This is a genomic window from Streptomyces sp. ISL-11 (genome assembly GCF_018614525.1).
Classification (GTDB): domain Bacteria; phylum Actinomycetota; class Actinomycetes; order Streptomycetales; family Streptomycetaceae; genus Streptomyces.
This window is the reverse complement of record NZ_JAGGOL010000108.1, coordinates 286-22,072: the sequence shown is the minus strand read 5'-3', so window position 1 is coordinate 22,072 and position 21,787 is coordinate 286. Positions and strand designations below refer to the sequence as shown.

The window sequence follows — 21,787 nt, the reverse complement described above, 5'->3', positions numbered from 1 at the left end:
GGTAGCGTCGTGGGCATGCATTTTGGTTCTGGGGTTCCCACGGTCGGCGTCGACGCTCTCTCGGCCGATGACTTTCTGCTCGATGTCCGCGAGGAGGACGAGTGGGCGGCCGGGCACGCCGAGGGCGCGCTCCACATCCCGATGAGCGACTTCGTCGCCCGCTTCGGCACCCTGACGGAGCAGGCTCCCGAGGGCGGTCGGATCAACGTCATCTGCCGCGCCGGTGGCCGCTCCGCTCAGGTCACCGCCTATCTCGTCCAGCAGGGCCTGGACGCGGTGAACGTCGACGGCGGGATGCAGGTGTGGGAGGCCGCCGGCCGCCCGGTCGTGGACGGCAACGGCGCGCCTGGAACGGTGATCTAGCCGCGGTTCGGCGGCGTCCTGGCCGCGGATCGGTCGCGTCCTGGCCGCGGTTCGGTCGTGTCCCGGCCGAGGTTCGGCGCGTCCCGGCCGTTTCCCGGCCGTTTCCCGACCGGGTGGTAAAGGCGGGTCAGTCGTGGGCGGGCAGGGTGGCCAGGAGGTCGCCCAGGGCCTCCTCGTGGGCCGCGGCGGGGCCCAGGGAGAGTTCGAGCTGCTTGGCCCAGGCGTGGTAGCGGTGCAGGGCGTAGCCGGTGTCCGCGCCGAATCCGCCGTGCAGGTGCTGTGCGGTCTGGACGACGCGGCGGACACCTTCCGAGGCCCAGATCTTGGCGACGGCGACGTCGGCTGCGGCCGGGAGCGCGCCGGCGGTCCCTGACTCCAGCCGCCAGGCGGCCTGCCAGAGGGTGGCCTCCATGGCGCGCAGGTCGATGTAGCGGTCCGCCGCCTGTACGGCGACCGCCTGGAACGTCGCGATCGGAAAGCCGAACTGCTCGCGCTTCGCGGTGTATTCGCCGGTCATCCGGCACACCGCCGTACCCACCCCGAGCGCGAGCGCGCACGTGCCGACGGTGAGGAGCTCCCGCAGCCGTTCCCACGCGCCCTCGGTGGTGATCACGTCCTCGGCGCCCAGACGTACGGAGTCGAGGCGGACCTCCGCGTACCGCTCGCCGTTGGTGGAGACCTGGTCGGCGAGGGTGACGCCGGGGTGGTCGCGGGGGACGAGGGCGACGACGGCCCGGCCGCTGTCGTTGGGATGTCCCTCGGTGTGATGTCCCTCGGGGTGGTGGCCGTCGGGGTGGTGGCCGGTGTGCGCGGGGAGCAGGAGCAGGTCGGCGCCGGATGCCCAGGGCACCGCGGTGTGTACCCCGTCGAGAGTCCATGAGCCGGCTTCGGAGCCGCTGTCCACAGGGGCGGCGGTCGGGGCGGCGGTGACGGCGAGCTCGGCCGCGTCATGGCCGGTGCGACCGCTGGAGGCCACGGTGACGACCAGCTCGCCCCTGCCGATCCGCGGCAGCAGCCGGGCCGCCACCGGGCCGCCGTGAGCGCTCAGGGCGAACGCGGCCGCCCCGCACTCCAGCAGCGGCACCCGGGCCAGGACCTGTCCGGCCTCGCGCAGCACCAGGCACAGGGCGAGGGGCCCGAGGCCCGCGCCGCCGTACTCGGGTGCGGCCAGAAGGCCGAGCACGTCGGACGCGGCGAGCTTGTGCCACAGCGCCCGGTCGAAGTCCTCGGCGACCGCGCCCCGGGAGAGTGCCGGACTGGGCACGCCGTCCGGGGAGACCCCGGCCAGGACCGCCCGGGCCGCCTCGGCCGCCGCCCGCTGTTCCTCGGTGAAGGTGAAGTCCACTGCCGTCCTCCCGCTACCGTTACCGCCGCCCGGCCGCCTGGAACTGACGAAGCGTCAATTTAGAACGAGTTCCAGGAATTGTGAACAGTCGGGAGGGGAGTGGTGGGGAGGGGAGTGGTGGGAGGCGCTCGCGGGTGCGGGTGCGGAGGCGGAGGCGGGCCGGGGAGCGGGAGGCCGGGTGACAGCGCTCGCCGCTCAGCGGTCGAAGTCCAGCTCCACCTCCTCCGTCGTCGGATGCGACTGGCAGGCCAGCACATATCCCGCGTCGATCTCCTCCGGCTCCAAGGCGAAGTTCCGGTCCATCCGCACCTCGCCCGAGACCAGATACGCCCGGCACGTTCCGCATACACCGCCCTTGCAGGCGTACGGCGCGTCGGCGCGGTTGCGCAGCACCGCCTCCAGCAGGGATTCGCCCTCCTGCACGGGCCAGCTGCCGCCGCGGCCGTCCAGTCGCGCGGTCACCGTGCTGTGGGCCGGCGCGGTGGCCGTCTTCGCGGCCGGTGCGCCTGTCGAGGGCTCCTCGACATGGAAGATCTCCTGGTGGACGCGGTCACGGGCGACCCCGAGGCCGCGCAGCGCGCGCTCGGCGCCGATCACCAGCCCGTACGGGCCGCAGAGGAACCAGCCGTCGATCGCTCCCACCGGCAGCAGCGCCGGCAGCAGCGCGCCCAGCCGCTCCTCGTCCAGCCGCCCCGAGGGCAGCCCCGCCTGCTGTTCCTCTCGGGAGAGCGCGTGCACGAGCTGGAATCGGTCGGGATAGCGGTCCTTGAGGTCGGCGACCTCCTCCAGGAACATCGTCGAGGCGGTGGTGCGGTCGCTGCGTATCAGGCAGAACCGGGCGTCGGGCGTCCGCGCGAGCAGCGTGGAGGCGATGGACAGCATGGGGGTGATCCCACTGCCGCCGACGATCGCGGCGAAGTGCCCGGCCCGCGGCTGAAGGAGGAACCGGCCGACCGGCGCCATCACCTCGACCGTGTCCCCCACGCCCAGCTCCTTGAGCGCGTACGTGGAGAACACTCCGCCGTCCACGAGGCGCACGCCCACCCGCAGCTCGCCGGGGCCATCGGCGTCCGGGGCCGGTGCCGGCCCGCAGAGGGAGTACGTGCGGCGTATCTCGCCGTCCTCCGTGAACCGGCGTACGGAGATGTGCTGGCCCGGGGCGTAGCGGTAGACCTCGCGCAGCTCGGGGGGCACGGCGAAGGTCAGGGCGACCGCGTCGTCGGTGAGCGGGTCGACGGCTGTCACCCGCAGCGGGTGGAAGGCGCCGTGGCGGGCCGCTGCCATCTACAACTCCTTGAAGTGGTCGAACGGTTCGCGGCACGCCTCGCACCGGCGCAGGGCCTTGCAGGCGGTGGAGGAGAACCGGCTCAGCAGCGTGGTGTCGGTGGAGCCGCAGTGCGGGCAGCGGATGCCCAGCGACACCGGCACCGGCCCCTCGGGTCCGCCGGGCCGGGGCGGTGCCACCCCGAACTCCGCCAGCTTGCGGCGGCCCTCGGCCGTGATGTCGTCCGTGGACCAGGCCGGGGTGAGGACCGTGCGCACCTCGACCTCCGGTATGCCGTGTTCGTGCAGCACCCGTTCGATGTCCGCCGACATCGTCTCGATGGCCGGGCAGCCGGTGTAGGTGGGGGTGAGCTCCACCTCCACCCGGCCGGGTCCCGTGAGATGCAGGCCGCGCAGCACGCCCAGGTCGGCCAGCGTCAGTACGGGAAGCTCCGGGTCGGGGACGGACCCGGCCAGTTCGCGGAGGCGCTCCTCCAGGGGCGTCGGGGCGGTCACCATGACGCCCCCGGGTGGCTGCGGTGCAGGTGCTGCATTTCCGCGAGCATCCGTCCGAACGACTCGGTGTGCAGCCCCTGGCGGCCGGCTCCGGCCGTCCACGCACCGGCCTGCGGGCCCGTGGGCAGGGTCAGGGTGGCCTGCTGGACCGTCTTGGTGACCAGGGTCAGCCAGCCGTCGCGCAGCGCCGCCATGTCGACGTCGACTCCCTCGACCGGCTCGAAGAGCTCTCCCGTACAGCGCCAGAGGGCGTTCAGGGCGGTCTGCATGCGCCGGTGGCTCTCCTCCGTGCCGTCGCCGAGCCGCAGCGTCCAGTGCTCGGCGTGGTCGCGGTGGTAGGCCACTTCCTTGACCGCCTTGGCGGCGAGCGGTGCGAAGGGGCCGTCGCCGGCGGACAACTGCCCGTAGAGCAGCTCCTGGTAGGTGGAGAAGTACAGCTGCCGGGCGATGGTGTGGGCGAAGTCGCCGTTGGGCTGCTCCACGAGCTGGACATTGCGGAAGGCGCGCTCTTCGCGGAGGTAGGCCAGCTCGTCCTCGTCGCCGACGAGCTGGAGGAGGAAGCGGGCCTGGCCGAGCAGGTCCAGGGCGATGTTGGCGAGCGCGACCTCCTCCTCCAGGACGGGCGCGTGCCCGGCCCACTCCCCCAGCCGGTGGGAGAGCACGAGGGCGTCGTCACCGAGCGCCAGCGCGGCGCCGGCGGAGACGGTGGGGGACACGGGGGCCGAAGCGGTGCCGGTGTGAGGCCGATTCACAGGTGCCGCACCCCCTCGGGGATGTCGTAGAAGGTCGGGTGGCGGTAGGGCTTGTCGGCCGCGGGCTCGAAGAAGGGGTCCTTCTCGTCCGGCGAGGAGGCGGTGATCTCGGTGGAGGGCACCACCCAGATCGAGACGCCTTCGGAGCGCCGGGTGTAGAGGTCCCGGGCATTGCGCAGGGCCATCTCGGCGTCCGGTGCGTGCAGGCTTCCCGCGTGGGTGTGCGACAGTCCGCGCCTGCTGCGCACGAACACCTCCCACAGCGGCCAATCGGTGCTGCTCATGCCCCTGCCTCCCCCTGTGTCTCGCGGTGTTTGCCGGCGTACGCGGTGGCCGCCTCGCGCACCCAGGCGCCTTCCTCGTGGGCCTGCCGCCGCCGGCTGATGCGTTCTTCGTTGCACGGGCCGTTGCCACGCAGCACCTGGTGGAACTCGTCCCAGTCGATGGCGCCGAAGTCGTGGTGCCCGCGCTCCTCGTTCCACCGCAGGTCGGGGTCGGGGAGGGTCAGGCCGAGCGACGCGGCCTGCGGCACGCAGATGTCCACGAAGCGCTGGCGCAGCTCGTCGTTGGAGTGCCGCTTGATTTTCCAGGCCATGGACTGGGCCGAATGGGCGGACTCGTCGTCGGGCGGGCCGAACATCATCAGGGACGGCCACCACCAGCGGTCGACGGCGTCCTGCGCCATGGCGTGCTGCTCGGGCGTGCCCCGGCTCAGGGTGAGCAGCAGCTCGTAGCCCTGGCGCTGGTGGAAGGACTCCTCCTTGCAGATGCGGACCATCGCGCGGGCGTACGGCCCGTAGGAGCAGCGGCACAGCGGGACCTGGTTGGTGATCGCCGCGCCGTCCACCAGCCAGCCGACGGCTCCCACGTCGGCCCAGGTGAGCGTGGGGTAGTTGAAGATCGAGGAGTACTTCTGGCGGCCGGAGTGGAGCTTGTCGAGCAGCTCGTCGCGGCCGGTGCCGAGGGTCTCGGCGGCGCTGTAGAGATACAGGCCGTGGCCGGCCTCGTCCTGGACCTTGGCCATCAGGATCGCCTTGCGGCGCAGCGAGGGGGCCCGGGTGATCCAGTTGGCCTCGGGTTGCATGCCGATGATCTCGCTGTGCGCGTGCTGCGCCATCTGCCGGACGAGGGAGGCTCGATAGGCGTCGGGCATCCAGTCACGTGGCTCGATGCGCTCGTCGGCGGCCACGGCGGCGTCGAACACCGCCTCATAGGACCCCGCATCCGGCGCCATCGTCGTCATGGCATGCCCCCTGCCTCTCAGTTGAACTCCCGACCGACCGATCGTTCGGTTCAATGGTGGGCTGCGGGCTCGGGAGGTGTCAAGCCTGTGGATAACCCCTACGCGCTGTGCCCTGTGGGATCGCCTGGGTACGGTTCGGGGTGCACGACGACAGGTGGGACGACACGTGGCACGCGGGAACGGGGCGGGGTATGGAGCCGGATGACCAGCACGACGAGGGGCCGGGCGCCGTCGCCGGGCTGTCCCTTCCCGCGCGCGTCGCCGTCGCCGCCGGCGTCGCGGTGGTCACGATCGCCACGGCCGTGCATCTGAGCATGGTGTTCCTGCACGTGGCGCCATCGAACACGGTAAGTAAGCAGCACGCCGATGCCATTGGCGACTACATCTATCCCGAGTTCGAACAGAACTGGAAGTTCTTCGCCCCCAATCCCCTTCAGCAGAACATCGCCGTCCAGGCGCGAGCCGAGCTGCGCGGCCCCGACGGCCGCTCCACGCTCACCCCCTGGACCGATCTCTCCGCTCAGGACGGTGCCGCCATCCGCCACAACCTCCTCCCCAGCCACACGCAGCAGAACGAGATACGGCGGGCCTGGGACTTCTACGCCAGTACGCACGACGCGCGGGAACAGCCCAGCGGCCTGCGCGGAAGCCTCTCCGAGGAGTACATACGGCGCATCGCCGTCCTTCGCCTGGGTGCCGGGCACGACGCCCACGCGATCCAGCGTGTCCAGGTGCGATCCGTGACCAGCGTCGTCGCGCCACCGCCCTGGAGCGACGAGAAGGGCGGCACCAAGCCCGTCCACCGCGTGCTGCGCTGGTGGCCGGTCACCACCGCCGACCTCCCGGAGGGCGGGAACCGGTGAGCACCCCTACGACCTCTCCGGCCCGCTCCTGGCTCGCGCGCGGCATCGACCGCGTCACCGGCTCCTCCTTCGGCCGCTATCAGACGGCCGTGATCCGGATCGGCCTCTCCTTCACCTGGCTGTGCTTCCTGCTCCGCGAATGGCCCAACCGCCATGAGATGTACGGACCGGGCGGCCCCTGGAGCTGGGACATGGCCCGTCGGCTGATCGCCGACAACCACTCCTTCACCGCCTTGATGTGGTCCGACAGCGACGCCTGGTTCGAGACGGTCTACGTCTTCGGCATCGTCACGAGCGTCCTGCTGATGCTCGGTTGGCGGACCCGGACGATGTCCGTGCTGTCCATGCTCGGGGTGCTGTCGCTCCAGAACCGCAGCGTCTTCCTCGGCGACGGCGGCGACAACGTCATCCACCTGATGGCCCTCTACACCGTCCTCACCCGCTGCGGCGCGGTCTGGTCCCTCGACGCCCGGCGCGCCAAGGCACGGGAGAAGGGCGGCGCCGCGGACCCGGACGTCACCGGCATCGTGCTGTGGACGCTCTGCGGGCTCGGCCTGGTCCTCGCCACGGTGTACGGACGCACGGGCATGTCGTGGACGGCCGACGGCCCGCTGCCCGGCCTCGGCTGGGCCACCGCCCTGTGGGGCCTGTGGCTCGTCCACGGCCTGTGGTGGGCGGTCCGGCGCCACGCACCCGGGGAGCCCCGGGCCGTCCTGGACGCGCTGACCCATCTGCTGCACAACGCCGCGCTGTTGGTGATCATGGTGGAGGTCTGTCTGATCTACGCCACGGCGGGCTGGTACAAGATCCAGGGCTCGCGCTGGCAGGACGGCACCGCCCTGTACTACCCGCTGCACCTCGACTACTTCTCGCCCTGGCCCGAGCTGTCGCACGCCCTCGCCGGCAACGGGATCGTCGTGCTGCTGCTCAGCTACGGCACGGTCGCCGTCCAGGTCGCCTTCCCCTTCACGCTCCTGAACCGCCGCGTCAAGAACGTCCTGCTCGCCCTGATGATGGCCGAGCACCTCGGCATCGCCGTCACCCTGGGGCTGCCGTTCTTCTCGCTCGCGATGATCGTGGCGGACGCGGTCTTCCTGCCCACCAGCTTCCTGCGCCGCCTGGGCGCCCTCGTCGGCCGGGCCGGCGGCAGGCTGCTCCCCGCCCGCGCGAAGCCGGAGGCGGTCCCGCCCCAGCGCGAGGGCGAGGCCGGCTCACGCGCTCTCGTAGGCTGAGGACATGACCGAGGACGAAGCCGGGGCCGCAGTGCGGCAGTGGGGCGAGAACGCCCCTGACGCCGTACTGCTCGACGGCTTCCACGCGCTGAAGCACGCGCTGCGCTTCGGCGCGGACGTACGCCTGGCGGTCGCCGCCGACAAGGCGGCGACTCTGGCACTCGCGGAACGGCTGGCCGACGACCTGACCGAGGTGCTCGACGAACGCCTCGTCGAGATCCCGGAGCGGACGCTGCGCGAGCTCGTGCCCCGCGTACACACCACAGCGGTGGCCGCGCTGGCGGCCAGGCCCGACCGCCGGGCGAACCTCGACACGCTGTCGCGCGCGCCGCGCGAGGCCCCGGTCGTGGTCCTGGACAACCCCCGCAACCTCGGCAACGTCGGTGCCGTCATCCGCCTCGCCGCCGGCTTCGGCGCCACCGGCGTGGTCACCACCGGTGACATCGATCCCTGGCACCCCAACGCCGTACGGTCCGGCGCGGGCCTGCACTACGCCACGGCCGTCGAGCGGCTCCCGCTGCCCGAACTGCCGCCCGGCCCGCTCTACGCGCTGGACCCGGAGGGCGACGACATCCGGTCCGTCACCCTCCCCGACGACGCGCTGATCGCCTTCGGCTCCGAGCGCCACGGCCTCTCGTCCGAGCTGCGGGAGAGGGCGACCCGGCTGGTCGCCCTTCCCATGCGCCCCCAGGTGTCCAGCTACAACCTCGCCACCAGCGTCGCCATGGCCCTCTTCCACTGGGGCGGGCCGGCCCCCGCCTAGCTACGCCGGGCGGCGCACCTCGACCGTACGGAAGCGCGTCGCGACGAAGGCGCCGTCGCACAGCGCCGCGTTGGCCGCGGGGTTGCCGCCCGAGCCGTGGAAGTCCGAGAACGCGGCCGTCTGGTTGACGTACACCCCGCCGGTGAGGTTCAGGGAGAGCTGGGCGCACTCCTCCAGGCACGCCTCCTCGACCAGCCGCTCGACCTCCGGCGACGTGGTGTACGCGCCGATGGTCATCGCGCCCTTCTCCCGCACCGTGCGGCGCAGCAGCTCCACCGCGTCCGTCGAGGAGTCCACGGCCACGGCGAAGGACACCGGCCCGAAGCACTCGGAGAAGTAGGCCGCCTCGGAGTCCGGCTTGGCGCCGTCCAGCTTGACGATCACCGGCGTGCGTACCGTGGCACCGGGGAAATCGGGGTGGGTGATCGTGCGGGACGGGAGGGCGACCTCGCCGAGCTGCGCGGCGTTGTCGAGGCGCTCCTTGACCTGGGCGTTGACGATGGCCCCCAGCAGGGCGTTGGCCCGGGCGTCGTCGCCCAGCAGGCCGTCGACGGCCGCGGCCAGGTCGGCCACCACCTCGTCGTACGCCTTGTGCCCGGCGTCGGTGGTGATGCCCTCGCGCGGGATGAGGAAGTTCTGCGGGGTGGTGCACATCTGGCCGCTGTAGAGGGACAGCGAGAAGGCGAGGTTGCTCAGCAGGCCCTTGTAGTCGTCGGTGGAGTCGATGAGGACGGTGTTGACGCCGGCCTTCTCCGTGAACACCTGCGCCTGGCGGGCGTTGGCCTCCAGCCAGTCGCCGAAGGCCGTGGAGCCGGTGTAGTCGATGATGCGGATCTCCGGGCGAACCGCCAGATCCTTGGCGATCCCCTCGCCGTCCCGCTCCGCGGCCAGCGTGACCAGGTCGGGTGAGAGGCCCGCCTGGGTCAGCACCTCGCGGGCGATCCGCACGGTCAGGGCCAGCGGCAGCACCGCGCGCGGATGCGGCTTGACCAGGACGGCGTTCCCGGTGGCCAGCGAGGCGAACAGGCCGGGGAAGCCGTTCCACGTGGGGAAGGTGTTGCAGCCGATCAGCAGCGAGACACCGCGCGGCACGGGTGTGAACTCCTTGCGCAGCCGCAGCGGGTCACGCTTGCCCTGGGGCTTGGACCATTCCGCCGCGTCCGGCGTCCGCACCTGCTCGGCATAGGCGTACGCGACGGCTTCCAGGCCACGGTCCTGGGCGTGCGGACCGCCGGCCTGGAGCGCCATCATGAACGCCTGGCCGCTGGTGTGCATGACCGCGTGCGCGAATTCGTGGGTACGGGCGTTGATCCGGACCAGGATCTCCAGACAGACCGCCGCACGGGCCTCCGGGCCCACCTCGCGCCACTCCGGCATCGCCGCGCGCATGGCCGGCAGGAGGGTGTCGATCGCGGGGTGCGGATACTCGATCCCCAGCTCCAGCCCGTACGGGGAGACCTCGGAGCCCGTCCAGCCGTCCGTGCCCGGCTGGTCGAGCTCGAAGCGCTTGCCGCGCAGTGCCTCGAAGGCCGCCTGGCCCTCGGCGGCGCCCAGGCTTCCGGGCACGGCGCCCTCCGCGCCGTACGCCTTGGGGTGCTCGGGGAAGGGGGACCAGTAGGCGCGCGTGCGGATGGCGTCGAGGGCCTGGTCGAGAGTGGGGCGGTGCTTCTCGATCAACTGGGCGGTGGTGAGTCCGGCGGTCACGGCTGACCAACTCCTTGTCGAGCTGGGCTCGGAAGAGGCGACAGGCTTTGGGCGACGAGGTCGGGCGACAGACTTCGGGGGTCCACGAGCACCCCCGCTGGATACAGTAACCGAACGATCGGTCGGGACAAGAGGGCCCGGCGAACCTGTGGAAAACTCATCGGGGAGGACCACCGACATGACCGCAATCGAGCCGGGCCGTACCGTCGCCGTCGTCGGCACCGGCACCATGGGCCAGGGAATCGCGCAGGTCGCCCTCGTCGCGGGGCACCCCGTGCGGCTGTACGACGCCGTGGAGGGCCGCGCCGCCGAAGCCGCGCGGTCGATCACCGCACGCCTCGACCGTCTCGTGGAGAAGGGAAGGCTGACCGTCGCCGACCGCGACGCGGCCCGCGCCCGGCTGCACCCGGCCGCCCGGCCGGCAGAACTGGCCGACTCCGCCCTCGTCATCGAGGCGATTGTCGAGCAACTCCCCGCCAAGCAGAAGCTCTTCACTGAGCTGGAATCGGTCGTACCCGACGACTGCCTTCTCGCCACCAACACCTCGTCCCTGTCGGTGACCGCGGTCGCCGGCGCCCTGCGCCTGCCCGGCCGCTTCGTCGGCCTGCACTTCTTCAACCCGGCGCCCCTGCTGCCGCTGGTCGAGGTGGTCCGTGGCCACGCCACGGACGAGGCGGCCGCCGATCGCGCGTACGCCACCGTCGCCGCCTGGGGCAAGACGCCGGTGCGCTGCGCCGACACCCCGGGCTTCATCGTCAACCGCGTCGCCCGCCCCTTCTACGCCGAGGCGTTCCTCCTCCATGAGGAGCGAGCCGCCGACCCCGCCACCATCGACGCCGTGCTGCGCGAGTGCGGCGGCTTTCCCATGGGCCCCTTCGAGCTCACCGACCTCATCGGCCAGGATGTGAACGAAGCCGTCACCCGTTCGGTCTACGAGTCGTTCTTCCACGACCCGAAGTTCCGGCCCTCGCTCGCGCAGCGACGGCTGGTGGAGGCGGGACTGCTCGGGCGCAAGACGGGCCGGGGCTGGTTCGACTACCGGGACGGGGCGGACAAGCCGCTGCCCCGCACGGAGGAGCCGTGCGAGCCCCCGGCCGAGGTCGCGATTCACGGGGACCTGGGCCCTGCCGCCGCCCTGCGCGAGCTGATCGAAACGGCGGGGATCAAGGTCACCCGGGAGCGTGCTCCCCAGGACGGCGACGGCTTCATCGCACTCCCCGACGGCACCCGTCTCGCCCTGACCGACGGTAGGCCCGCGAGCGCCGATCCGGTGGACGCGTCCATCCGCTTCGACCTGGCGCTGGACTACCGCGACGCCACCCGCATCGCCCTCGCCCCCTCCGACGCCGCCGGCACCGTGTCACTGCGGGGTGCCATCGGCCTGTTCCAGGCGATCGGCAAGCGGGTCAGCGTGATCGACGACGTGCCCGGCCTGATCGTCGCCCGTACCGTCGCCATGCTGGTGGACTTCGCCGCCGACGCCGTCGCGCGTCAGGTCGCGAGCCCCCAGGACGTCGACATCGCCATGCGGCTCGGCGTGAACTACCCGCGCGGCCCCCTGGAGTGGGGCACCGCCCTGGGCACCGACCGGGTATGCCGCCTGCTGCGCGGACTCCAGGATTCCTGCCCCGGCGACCGGCACGCGCCGTCCGTGGCCCTGAGCCGCCGTGCACGGACCAAGGGAGGCCTGCTGTAATCATGACCATGGCCAAGCGCGACACCTACACGCCCGAATCGCTGCTCGCGGTCGCCGTCGAGGTGTTCAACGAGCGGGGCTACGACGGCACCTCGATGGAGCACCTCTCCAAGGCGGCCGGGATCTCCAAGTCCTCCATCTACCACCATGTGAAGGGCAAGGAGGAGCTGCTCCGGCTCGCGATAAGCCGGGCCCTCGACGAGCTCTTCGCCGTGCTGGACGAGCCGCGTGCCGCCGAAGGCCGTGCCGTCGACCGGCTGGAGCACGTCACCCGGCGCACCGTCGAGGTGCTCATGGCCGAGCTGCCCTATGTGACGCTGCTGCTGCGCGTGCGCGGCAACACGGACACCGAGCGCTGGGCGATGGAACGGCGCCGGGAGTTCGACCACCAGGTCGCGGAGCTGCTCAAGCAGGCCGCCGCCGACGGCGACCTGCGGGCCGACGTGGACCTGCGGCTCGCCACCCGGCTGCTCTTCGGCATGATCAATTCGGTGGTCGAGTGGTACCGCCCCGGCCGCGGCGGGGCGACGAGTGACGAGGTGGCCGACGCGGTGGTCCGCACGGCCTTCGCGGGGCTGCGCACGTACAGCTAGGCGCCGCGCTCAGCGCTCCCCGCACGCTCCGCCCTCCTGGAGGTCCGTCTCCTCGAAGACCAGCAGCGTGCGGGTGCTGAGCACCTCGTCCATGGCCTGGATGCGGGTCAGCACCAGCTCGCGCAGCGCGCGGTTGTCCTTGGTGTGCACCAGCAGCAGCACGTCGAAGTCCCCGCTGACGAGCGCGATGTGGGCGGCGCCGGGCAGCGCCCGGAGCTTCTCGCGGACCGTGCGCCAGGAGTTCTGGACGATCTTCAAGGTGATGTACGCCGACGCGCTCTGGCCGGCCCGCTCCTGGTCGACGCGGGCGCCGAAGCCGCGTATGACGCCGTCGTCGATGAGGCGGTTGATCCGGGCGTAGGCATTGGCGCGCGAGACGTGCACGCTCTCGGCGACGGACCGTATCGAGGCGCGCCCGTCGGCCCTCAGCAGACGCAGGATCGCGCGGTCGATCTCGTCGAGCGGTCGCGCGGGCGGCCTGCCGCCCGGAAAGGCCATCTGTTCCTCCGGCATACCGTCCCGCCTCCCCATCATGGACGCCCTGCCCATATCTCAGGTTGTGGAGAACCGTTTGTCCACAGGCTCGGGCCGCCTGTAGCCAAAATGTGCCGACGACCGAACAATCGGTAGGGAGGGCGCGCGACGCCATGAGCCGCGCGGCCGGTCAAGCCCGTCCCAAAAGGAGGTGCTCGTCATGACGGTTCTGGAGCAGCCCGGTTCGTACCGGCCCGCCCCGCCCCCTGCCTGGCAGCCCCGCACCGATCCGGCCCCGCTGCTGCCCGACCCGGAGCCTTACCGCCTGCTGGGCACCGACGCGGCGAGCGGGCTCGACCCCGAGCTGCTCAGGCGGATGTACGGGCAGCTCGTGCGCGGTCGTCGGTACAACGCCCAGGCCACCGCGCTCACCCGGCAGGGACGGCTGGCCGTGTATCCCTCGTCCACCGGGCAGGAGGCGTGCGAGGTCGCCGCCGCGCTCGCCCTGGAGGAGCGCGACTGGCTCTTCCCCAGCTACCGCGACACCCTCGCGGCCGTCGCCCGTGGCCTGGACCCCGTGGAGGCGCTGACGCTCCTGCGCGGCGACTGGCACACCGGCTACGACCCGCACGAGCACCGCGTGGCGCCCCTGTGCACCCCGCTGGCCACCCAGCTGCCGCACGCCGTCGGGCTCGCGCACGCCGCCCGGCTCAAGGGCGACGACGTCGTCGCGCTCGCCATGGTCGGCGACGGCGGCACCAGCGAGGGCGACTTCCACGAGGCGCTCAACTTCGCGGCGGTCTGGCAGGCCCCGGTCGTCTTCCTCGTGCAGAACAACGGCTTCGCGATCTCCGTCCCGCTGGCCAAACAGACCGCGGCCCCCTCCCTGGCCCACAAGGCCGTCGGCTACGGCATGCCCGGCCGGCTGGTGGACGGCAACGACGTCGCCGCCGTCCACCACGTGCTCTCGGATGCCATGCGCCGGGCCCGCGCGGGCGGCGGCCCCACGCTCGTCGAGGCCGTCACCTACCGCATCGAGGCCCATACGAACGCGGACGACGCCACCCGCTACCGCAGCGACGCCGAGGTCGAGACATGGCGCGCGCACGACCCGATCGACCTGCTGGAGCGGGAGCTCACGGCCAGGAAGCTGATCGACGAGCAGGCCATGCAGGCCGAGCGGGACGCGGCCGAGCGGATGGCCGCCGACCTGCGCGAACGCATGAACCAGGACCCCGCGCTCGACCCCATGGACCTCTTCACCCACGTCTACGCCGAGCAGACCGCCCAACTGCGCGAGCAGGCGGAGCGGTTGCGCGCCGAGCTCCATGCCGCCGGGGACGCCGTCCCGGGCCCACAGGAAGGGACGCTGCGATGACCACCGCGGCTGTCAGGACCGGCCCCAAGCCCGCCACGATGGCGCAGGCGCTGGGCCGGGCACTGCGCGACGAGATGGCCCGCGACCCGTCCGTCCACGTCCTCGGCGAGGACGTCGGCACGCTGGGCGGGGTCTTCCGGGTCACGGACGGGCTGGCCAAGGAGTTCGGCGAGGACCGCTGTACGGACACGCCGCTGGCCGAGGCCGGCATCCTCGGGGCGGCGGTGGGCATGGCCATGTACGGGCTGCGGCCCGTCGTCGAGATGCAGTTCGACGCCTTCGCGTATCCCGCGTTCGAGCAGCTCATCAGCCATGTCGCCCGGATGCGCAACCGCACGCGCGGGGCGATGCCGATGCCGATCACCGTGCGGGTGCCCTACGGAGGCGGGATCGGCGGCGTCGAGCACCACAGCGACTCCTCCGAGGCCTACTACATGGCCACACCGGGCCTCCATGTCGTCGCGCCCGCCACGGTCGCCGACGCCTACGGGCTGCTGCGGGCCTCGATCGCCTCCGACGACCCGGTCATCTTCCTGGAGCCCAAGCGGCTCTACTGGTCGAAGGCCGGCTGGGACCCCGAACGGCCGGAAGAGGTGCCGGGCATCGGCCGTGCCGTCGTCCGCCGCCGCGGCACGTCCGCGACGCTGATCACCTACGGACCTTCCGTGCCGGTCTGCATGGAGGCCGCCGAGGCGGCCACGGCCGAGGGCTGGGACCTCGAAGTGGTCGACCTGCGGTCGCTGGTGCCGTTCGACGAGGAGACCGTCTGCGCGTCCGTACGGCGCACCGGCCGCGCCGTCGTCGTCCACGAGGCGACCGCGTTCGGCGGGCCGGGCGGGGAGATCGCGGCACGGATCACGGAGCGCTGCTTCCACCACCTGGAGGCGCCCGTGCTGCGGGTCGCCGGCTTCGACATCCCCTACCCGCCGCCGATGCTCGAACAGCACCACCTCCCGGGGGTGGACCGGGTGCTGGACGCGGTCGCACGCTTGCAGTGGGAATCGGAGTGGACGACCCCGGCTGCGCCGGGTGCAGAGGGCGGGGTGCGCTGATGGCGGTGGTGCGGGAGTTCACGCTGCCGGATCTGGGCGAAGGGCTCACCGAGGCGGAGGTCGTCCGCTGGCTGGTGGAGGTGGGTGATGTCGTCGCCGTCGACCAGCCGGTCGTCGAGGTCGAGACCGCGAAGGCGATGGTGGAGGTGCCGTGCCCCTACGGGGGCGTGGTGACCGCCCGCTTCGGGGAAGCGGGCACGGAGCTGCCGGTGGGCGCTCCGCTGCTGACGGTGGCGGTGGGAGAGCCGGGGCCCGGGGCGCCGCAGAGCCCGGACGCCCCGGCGGGCTCCGGGGCGCACGCCAACGGTGGTCCCAGGACCCCCGACGACTCGGGGAACGGCTCCGGAAAGTCGGAAAGCTCGGGCAGCGGCGCGGATGGCTCAAGCAGCCCAGGCAGCTCCAAGGGCGAAGGCTCCGGCAATGTCCTGGTCGGCTACGGCACCCAGGCGCCGGCCGCGCGCCGACGCCGGGTTCGTACGCCCGACGGCGCCGCCCGGCAGTCGGCATCGGCGGTTCCGGTTGCCGAGCCGGCCACCCGCGCGGTGATATCGCCGCTCGTACGGCGGCTCGCACGGGAGCGCGGGCTGGATCTCGCGCAGGTGAGCGGCAGCGGGCCGGAAGGGCTGATCACCCGGGCGGACATCGAGCGGGCCACTGCCTCGCGCCGGGAAGCGCAGGAAGCGGAGGCCATGCGTCCGCTCGGTGCGGCGGTTCGGGAGCCGGAGGCTCAGCGCGTTCCCCTGCGCGGGGTGCGCGGCGCGGTCGCCGAGAAGCTCAGCAGGAGCCGGCGGGAGATCCCGGACGCGACCTGCTGGGTGGACGCCGACGCGACCGAACTGCTGGCGGCCCGCCGGGCGATGAACGCCGCCGACGGCCCCAAGGTGTCGCTGCTCGCCGTCCTGGCGCGCATCTGCACGGCGGCTCTGGCGAAATACCCGGAGCTGAACGCCACCGTGGACACCGAGGCCCGCGAGATCGTCCGGCTGCCCGGCGTCCACCTCGGATTCGCCGCGCAGACCGACCGAGGGCTGGTCGTCCCCGTCGTACGGGACGCGCACACGCTCGACGCGGGCAGGCTGTCGGAGGAGATCGCCCGTCTCACGGAGGCCGCGCGGGAGGGCCGGCTCACCCCGGCGGACCTGACCGGCGGCACGTTCACCCTCAACAACTACGGGGTGTTCGGCGTCGACGGTTCCACGCCGATCATCAACCACCCGGAGGCGGCGATGCTCGGGGTGGGACGGATCGTCCCGAAGCCGTGGGTACACGAGGGGGAGTTGGCGATACGCCATGTCGTCCAGCTGTCCTTCACTTTCGACCACCGGATCTGTGACGGTGGCACCGCGGGCGGCTTCCTGAGGTACGTGGCCGACTGTGTCGAGCAGCCGGCGGTGCTCCTGCGATCCCTGTAGCGAGTGAGCGGAGCGCGTGAGGGAGCGAGGAGTGACCGGGGGCAGAGAGGCGGTGAGCGGCCCGAAGCCGGGCGCAGGCGCGGGTGCGGGCACGGGCCCGCCGCCCACCCGCCCCGCCCGGGTCCGTGAACCGCCTCGCAGAGCCCTGCCGGCGACTCCTCGCCCACCGCGCACCGACGCGGCCATACTCGACGGGTGACTGACTATGACGCCGTAGTGCTCGCCGGGGGCGCGGCGCGCAGGCTGGGCGGGGCCGACAAGCCCGGCCTGCGCGTGGGCGGGCGCACCCTGCTGGACCGGGTGCTCGGCGCGTGCGCGGACGCCGGGGCCACCGTCGTGGTGGGCCCGCGCCGCCCGACCGTACGGGCCGTGCGCTGGGCCCGTGAGCAGCCGCTCGGCTCCGGTCCGCTCGCCGGCCTCGCCGCCGGGCTGCGGCACACGACCGCCGAGATCACGCTCGTCCTCTCCGCCGACCTGCCCTTCCTGCGTTCCGACACCGTACGGGCGCTGCTCACCGCGGTCACCGGTGCCGGGCCCGGCACGGACGGGGTGCTCCTCGCCGACTCCGACGGGCGCGACCAGCCGCTGGTCGCCGCGTACCGCACCGAGCCCCTCCGCCGCGAGCTCGCGCTGCTCGCGACCGAGCACGGCTCCCTCGCCGGACTGCCCCTCCGCCTCCTCACCGCCGAGCTGTCCCTCGGCAGGCTCACGCACGCCACCGCGTCCTTCGACTGCGATACCTGGCAGGACGTCGCGACGGCCCGCGCACGCATCAGGGACGATGGGAGCGTGCTCGATGAATGGATCTCCGCTGCCAAGGCCGAACTCGGTATCGATCTCGATGTCGACACGACCGCCCTCCTGGACCTCGCCCGCGACGCCGCGCACGGTGTGGCGCGGCCTGCCGCGCCGCTGACGACGTTCCTCGTCGGCTACGCGGCCGCCCAACGCGGCGGCGGCGCCGAAGCCGTCGCGGAAGCGACCCGCAAGGCCGTCGCGCTGGCTCAGCGCTGGGCGGAGGAAGCCGCCGCGGCCGACGCCGAGGCCGAGGAGCGGGGTCGGCCCGGGAGCTCCGGGGAGGGCAGGTGACCGACTCGGAGGCGGCCTCCGCGCTCGACCGCGCCGCCGACGAGGCACTGGCCCTGCTGGCCGACGACCGGCTGAGCCGCAGTCGCCGCCGCGGACTCGACGAGCGTTCGCGCGCCCGCACCGGCGAGGCGTCCGCGGAGGGTACCGACGAGGCGCAACGTGCCGGTAATCGGGCCGGCATACCCCGCTGCCACAGTCACTGCGGCAGCCACGGCGGCAGCGACGGTCCCGCCGCCCGTGACGCCATGGCACATTCCGCCGCTGACCGTCTGGCTGCTGACCGCCGAGCAGCGGAACACCCAACTGTCGTGATGCAGCTCGACTTCCCATTCGAAGAGGACCCCTCCAACGCCCCGGACAACCCTGACGACCCCAACGCCGCCACGCCCATCAGCGCACCCCCGACCCCCGAATACGCCTTCCTCTTCACCGACCGCACTGACCGCACCGATTTCACCGATTTCACCGACCTCACAGACGCCCCCGCCCCGGCCGCACCCCCCACGGACGAGCCCCCCACCGCCATGACCCACACCCCCACCCCCTGGCCCGACGCCCGTTCCGTCGCCGCTCGTGCCGCCGAGCCCTTGCCGCCCGTCGAGCGGCCGCTCGACGACGCCGGCGGCCAGGTCCTCGCCGCGCCGCTGGTCGCGCTCAGCGACCTGCCGTCGTTCGACTCCTCCGCCATGGACGGCTGGGCGGTCGCCGGTCCCGGCCCCTGGCGCCTCCCGCAGGACGACGGCGCGGGCATCCTCGCCGGCGCCGACGACAGCGCGTCGGCGCCCTTGGAGGACGGCGTCGCGGTCCGTATCGCCACCGGAGCGCACGTCCCGCCCGGTACCACCGGGGTGCTGCGCAGCGAGCACGGCGAGGTGACGGAGCAGTACGAGCTCTACGCCACCCGCCGGGTCACCCACGGCCAGGACATCCGTCCCCGGGGCCAGGAGTGCCGGCGCGGCGACCAACTCCTCCCCCAGGGCACCCTCGTGACCCCGGCCGTGCTCGGCATGGCCGCCGCCGCGGGCTACGACGAGCTCCACGTCACCCGCCGTCCCCGCGCCGAAGTGCTCGTACTCGGCGACGAACTGCTGCACGGGGGCCTCCCGCAGGGCGGCCGCATCAGGGACGCGCTCGGGCCCATGCTCGGCCCCTGGCTGCGCGCTCTGGGCGCCGAGGTGACCGCCACCCGCCGCCTCGGGGACGACGCCGGGGCGCTGCACGACGCGCTCGCCGCCTCCACCGCCGACCTCGTGATCACGACCGGCGGTACGGCCGCCGGCCCCGTCGACCACGTCCACCCCACGCTGCGCCGCCTCGGCGCCGAGCTGCTGGTCGACGGCGTCGCCGTCCGCCCGGGACACCCGATGCTGCTCGCCCGCCTCGCTCCCGGCCGCCACCTGGTGGGGCTGCCCGGCAACCCCCTCGCCGCCGTTTCCGGCCTGCTGACGCTCGCCGAGCCCCTGCTCCGTACGCTCTCCGCGCGCCCCGCGCCGGTCCTCTGCCGGGCCGCGCTCACCGAGGCCGTACAGGGCCACCCCGTCGACACCCGGCTGGTGCCCGTGGCCCACGAACGCCATGGGTCCGCGCGGCCCCTGCGCTTTCACGGACCGGCCATGCTGCGCGGGCTGGCCTCGGCCGACGCGCTCGCGGTCGTCCCGCCGGGCGGGGCCGCCCGGGGTGCCGCCGTGGGTCTCCTGGACCTGCCCTGGAGCACCGGCGCCACGGCCTGAAGCGCTCAGCCGCCTGACGCGCTCAGCCGCCTGACGCGCACGGCGGACGGACGCGCAACAGCGGCCCGGAGCGCACACCGGAGCGCAGAGCGGACCGACGCGCCGGCCTCACGCCTCCCCGCCCACCCTCGCCTCCCTGATCGTGATCAGCCGGTCCGCGAGTTGCAGCGTCGCCGCCTCCGGGTCCGAGAAGTGCAGCAGCCGGTGGCCGCGTACGACCGCGACGACGAGGTCGTCGCAGGCGCGCGGCGAGCTGCCCGCCTCGTGCTTGGTGACGGGCCGTTCGGCGACGTCCAGACCGTTGCCGTACGTCAGCAGGTCCTCCAGCACCGTGCCGACGTTCGGGCTCATCATCGACATGCCGAGCAGCCGCCCGGCCGAGCTGGAGCTGGTCACCACCGTGTTGGCGCCGCTCTGCCGCAGCAGCGGCACGTTCTCGTCCTCCCGTACGGCGACGACGATCGTGGCGTGCTTGTTGAGCTGCCGCGCGGTGAGCGTGACCAGCGCGGCGGTGTCGTCCCGCTCGGTGCAGACCACGACCTGCGCGGCGCGCTGCAACTCCGCGCGCAGCAACGTGTCGGAGCGCGTCGCGTCGCCCAGGACCGCGACGAGGCCGTCGGCGGAGGCGGCGTCCACCGCCTTCTTCTGCGGGTCGACCACCACGATCCCGTCCTTGGGCTTGCCCTGCCCGAGCAGGGTCTCGATCGCGTGCCGGCCCTTGGTGCCGTATCCGACGACGACGGTGTGATCTCGCATCCGGGACCTCCAGCGGTGGACGCGCACTTGCGAGCGCGTCCGTTCGGTGAGCACCTCCAGGGTGGTGCCGACCAGAATGATCAGGAACAGCACGCGCAAGGGCGTGATCACGAAGATATTGGTCAGCCGGGCGGCGTCGCTCACCGGTGTGATGTCGCCGTAGCCGGTGGTCGACAGGGTGACGGTCGCGTAGTAGGCGGAGTCCAGGAAGTCGACGGAGCCGTCGGCGTTGTCGTGGTAGCCGCCGCTGTCGAGGTAGACGAGCAGGGTCGTGGCGCCGAGGACGGACAGCGCTATGACGAGCCGCCGCAGCACCTGCCGCAGGGGTGCCGCCACCTTCTGGACGGGCATCACGATGGAGCGGCCGGCCTCCGCGTCGTCCTCGCTCTCGGCCCTGGTGCGGTGCCAGAGCGACCGGAGGAGGGAGCGTCTGGTCGTCGTGCCTGTAGCCATGCGCACCATGTTCCGCGATGCGTCGCACGATGTGCCGCAGGACCCGGGAGTAGCCTCGCGGACATGTATGCGATCACTGTTACGGAACCCGGCGGGCCCGAGAAATTGGTGTGGACGGAGGTCCCCGACCCCGTGCCCGCGGAGGGCGAGGTCCTGGTCGAGGTGGCGGCCAGCGCGGTCAACCGTGCCGATGTGGTGCAGCGTCAGGGTTTCTACGACCCGCCGCCCGGTGCCTCCTCCTACCCCGGGCTGGAGTGCTCGGGCCGGATCGCGGCGCTCGGCCCCGGAGTGAGCGGCTGGGCGGTCGGTGACGAGGTGTGCGCCCTGCTGGCGGGCGGCGGTTACGCCGAGAAGGTGTGCGTCCCGGCCGGCCAGTTGCTGCCCGTGCCGGACGGCATGGACCTCGTCACGGCGGCGGCGCTGCCCGAGGTGACCGCCACCGTATGGTCCAACGTCTTCATGATCGCCCATCTGCGCCCCGGTGAGACGTTCCTCGTGCACGGCGGGGGCAGCGGCATCGGCACGATGGCCGTCCAGTTGGCGAAGGCCGTCGGCGCGCGCGTGGCCGTCACGGCGGGCAGCCAGGACAAGCTGGAGCGCTGCCGCGAGCTGGGCGCGGACATCCTCATCGACTACCGCGAACAGGACTTCGTGGAGGAGCTGCGGAAGGTGACGGGCGGCGTCGGGGCCGACGTCGTCCTCGACATCGTCGGCGCCAAGTACCTCGCCCGCAACGTCGACGCGCTCGCCGTGAACGGCCGCCTGGTCATCATCGGCCTCCAGGGAGGCCGCACGGCCGAGCTCGACCTCGGCGCGCTGCTGACCAAGCGGGCCGCGGTGATGGGGACGTCCCTGCGCGGCCGGCCGCTCCAGGAGAAGGCGGCGATCGTGGCGGCGGTGCGGGAGCACGTGTGGCCTTTGATCGCCGGTGGGCGGGTACGGGCGGTGGTCGACCGCACGCTGCCGATGCGTGAGGCGGCGGCCGCGCACCGCGTCGTGGAGGAGAGTTCGCACGTGGGGAAGGTCGTCCTCACGACGGGCTGAACGGGCTGACCAGGCTGAACGGACTGAACGGGCCCGCGACGCCGGTACGGGCGCCGGCCCGGGCGC

Annotated in this window: 21 protein-coding genes; 12 read left to right on the top strand and 9 right to left on the bottom strand. The window is 72.7% G+C overall.

The features are described 5' to 3' along the window. Window positions 1-15 precede the first annotated feature (15 nt). Entirely contained in the window at window positions 16-363 is a 348-nt protein-coding gene (locus J7E86_RS21885) for a rhodanese-like domain-containing protein (RefSeq protein WP_215083437.1), read from the top strand. A 127-nt stretch (window positions 364-490) separates the two neighbouring features. Here J7E86_RS21885 and J7E86_RS21880 read toward each other — a convergent pair whose 3' ends face one another. From J7E86_RS21880 to paaA, 6 genes are all read right to left on the bottom strand, one after another. After that, window positions 491-1,708 carry an acyl-CoA dehydrogenase family protein gene (locus J7E86_RS21880; protein ID WP_215083436.1) on the bottom strand — a complete coding sequence of 406 codons (1,218 nt, stop codon included), beginning with the start codon at window positions 1,706-1,708 and terminating at the stop codon, window positions 491-493. Window positions 1,709-1,903: 195 nt separating this feature from the next. Continuing rightward, on the bottom strand, window positions 1,904-2,992 hold the full coding sequence (locus J7E86_RS21875; protein ID WP_215083435.1) for a 2Fe-2S iron-sulfur cluster-binding protein: 1,089 nt from the start codon (window positions 2,990-2,992) through the stop codon (window positions 1,904-1,906). Next, on the bottom strand, window positions 2,993-3,490 hold the full coding sequence (gene paaD, locus J7E86_RS21870) for a 1,2-phenylacetyl-CoA epoxidase subunit PaaD (protein WP_215083434.1): 498 nt from the start codon (window positions 3,488-3,490) through the stop codon (window positions 2,993-2,995). It abuts the gene before it with no gap. Next, window positions 3,484-4,203 (bottom strand): 1,2-phenylacetyl-CoA epoxidase subunit PaaC, encoded by a 720-nt coding sequence (paaC, locus tag J7E86_RS21865; protein ID WP_308312674.1) that lies wholly within the window; start codon window positions 4,201-4,203, stop codon window positions 3,484-3,486. Before paaC ends, paaD begins: the two co-directional genes overlap by 7 nt. A gap of 32 nt (window positions 4,204-4,235) precedes the next feature. Beyond that, the gene (gene paaB, locus J7E86_RS21860; protein WP_215083432.1) at window positions 4,236-4,523 is read right to left on the bottom strand and encodes a 1,2-phenylacetyl-CoA epoxidase subunit PaaB; all 288 of its coding nucleotides are present in this window, start codon (window positions 4,521-4,523) and stop codon (window positions 4,236-4,238) included. Beyond that, window positions 4,520-5,482, bottom strand: coding sequence for a 1,2-phenylacetyl-CoA epoxidase subunit PaaA (paaA, locus tag J7E86_RS21855; RefSeq protein WP_215083431.1), 963 nt, complete (start codon window positions 5,480-5,482; stop codon window positions 4,520-4,522). The genes paaB and paaA overlap by 4 nt, the downstream gene beginning before the upstream one ends. A gap of 191 nt (window positions 5,483-5,673) precedes the next feature. Here paaA and J7E86_RS21850 point away from each other — a divergent pair, with 191 nt between their 5' ends. Genes J7E86_RS21850 through J7E86_RS21840 form a run of 3 tightly spaced genes read left to right on the top strand, consistent with a single transcriptional unit; the run spans window position 5,674 to window position 8,340 of the window. Further along, complete coding sequence (locus J7E86_RS21850) at window positions 5,674-6,345, top strand: DUF5819 family protein (protein WP_215083430.1); 672 nt, start codon at window positions 5,674-5,676, stop codon at window positions 6,343-6,345. Further along, entirely contained in the window at window positions 6,342-7,577 is a 1,236-nt protein-coding gene (locus J7E86_RS21845) for an HTTM domain-containing protein (protein WP_308312673.1), read from the top strand. The genes J7E86_RS21850 and J7E86_RS21845 overlap by 4 nt, the downstream gene beginning before the upstream one ends. 4 nt (window positions 7,578-7,581) lie before the next feature. Further along, the gene (locus J7E86_RS21840) at window positions 7,582-8,340 is read left to right on the top strand and encodes an RNA methyltransferase (protein ID WP_215083429.1); all 759 of its coding nucleotides are present in this window, start codon (window positions 7,582-7,584) and stop codon (window positions 8,338-8,340) included. On the opposite strand, the gene paaN is transcribed toward J7E86_RS21840, so the two are convergent. After that, window positions 8,341-10,044 carry a phenylacetic acid degradation protein PaaN gene (gene paaN, locus J7E86_RS21835; RefSeq protein WP_215083428.1) on the bottom strand — a complete coding sequence of 568 codons (1,704 nt, stop codon included), beginning with the start codon at window positions 10,042-10,044 and terminating at the stop codon, window positions 8,341-8,343. Window positions 10,045-10,222: 178 nt separating this feature from the next. Between paaN and J7E86_RS21830 the strand changes: the two genes are divergently transcribed. Both J7E86_RS21830 and J7E86_RS21825 read left to right on the top strand, forming a co-directional pair. Next, on the top strand, window positions 10,223-11,740 hold the full coding sequence (locus tag J7E86_RS21830) for a 3-hydroxyacyl-CoA dehydrogenase (protein WP_215083427.1): 1,518 nt from the start codon (window positions 10,223-10,225) through the stop codon (window positions 11,738-11,740). A 2-nt stretch (window positions 11,741-11,742) separates the two neighbouring features. Further along, entirely contained in the window at window positions 11,743-12,333 is a 591-nt protein-coding gene (locus tag J7E86_RS21825) for a TetR/AcrR family transcriptional regulator (RefSeq protein ID WP_215083426.1), read from the top strand. A 9-nt stretch (window positions 12,334-12,342) separates the two neighbouring features. On the opposite strand, the gene J7E86_RS21820 is transcribed toward J7E86_RS21825, so the two are convergent. Further along, window positions 12,343-12,846, bottom strand: coding sequence for an Lrp/AsnC family transcriptional regulator (locus J7E86_RS21820; protein WP_215083425.1), 504 nt, complete (start codon window positions 12,844-12,846; stop codon window positions 12,343-12,345). A 181-nt stretch (window positions 12,847-13,027) separates the two neighbouring features. Here J7E86_RS21820 and pdhA point away from each other — a divergent pair, with 181 nt between their 5' ends. The 5 genes from pdhA to J7E86_RS21795 all read left to right on the top strand — a co-directional run bounded on the left by pdhA (window position 13,028) and on the right by J7E86_RS21795 (window position 19,468). Then, window positions 13,028-14,185: a pyruvate dehydrogenase (acetyl-transferring) E1 component subunit alpha gene (gene pdhA / locus J7E86_RS21815; RefSeq protein WP_215083424.1), complete on the top strand. Its 1,158-nt coding sequence runs from the start codon at window positions 13,028-13,030 to the stop codon at window positions 14,183-14,185. After that, on the top strand, window positions 14,182-15,237 hold the full coding sequence (locus J7E86_RS21810) for an alpha-ketoacid dehydrogenase subunit beta (RefSeq protein ID WP_215083423.1): 1,056 nt from the start codon (window positions 14,182-14,184) through the stop codon (window positions 15,235-15,237). Before pdhA ends, J7E86_RS21810 begins: the two co-directional genes overlap by 4 nt. Further along, window positions 15,237-16,649: a dihydrolipoamide acetyltransferase family protein gene (locus tag J7E86_RS21805; RefSeq protein WP_215083422.1), complete on the top strand. Its 1,413-nt coding sequence runs from the start codon at window positions 15,237-15,239 to the stop codon at window positions 16,647-16,649. Before J7E86_RS21810 ends, J7E86_RS21805 begins: the two co-directional genes overlap by 1 nt. 195 nt (window positions 16,650-16,844) lie before the next feature. After that, window positions 16,845-17,738: an NTP transferase domain-containing protein gene (locus J7E86_RS21800; protein WP_215083421.1), complete on the top strand. Its 894-nt coding sequence runs from the start codon at window positions 16,845-16,847 to the stop codon at window positions 17,736-17,738. Continuing rightward, window positions 17,735-19,468 carry a molybdopterin molybdotransferase MoeA gene (locus J7E86_RS21795; RefSeq protein ID WP_308312672.1) on the top strand — a complete coding sequence of 578 codons (1,734 nt, stop codon included), beginning with the start codon at window positions 17,735-17,737 and terminating at the stop codon, window positions 19,466-19,468. Before J7E86_RS21800 ends, J7E86_RS21795 begins: the two co-directional genes overlap by 4 nt. A gap of 108 nt (window positions 19,469-19,576) precedes the next feature. Here J7E86_RS21795 and J7E86_RS21790 read toward each other — a convergent pair whose 3' ends face one another. Further along, entirely contained in the window at window positions 19,577-20,677 is a 1,101-nt protein-coding gene (locus J7E86_RS21790) for a TrkA family potassium uptake protein (protein WP_251019493.1), read from the bottom strand. Window positions 20,678-20,740: 63 nt separating this feature from the next. Between J7E86_RS21790 and J7E86_RS21785 the strand changes: the two genes are divergently transcribed. Beyond that, window positions 20,741-21,721, top strand: coding sequence for an NAD(P)H-quinone oxidoreductase (locus J7E86_RS21785; protein ID WP_215083419.1), 981 nt, complete (start codon window positions 20,741-20,743; stop codon window positions 21,719-21,721). The last annotated feature ends 66 nt before the right edge of the window (window positions 21,722-21,787 follow it).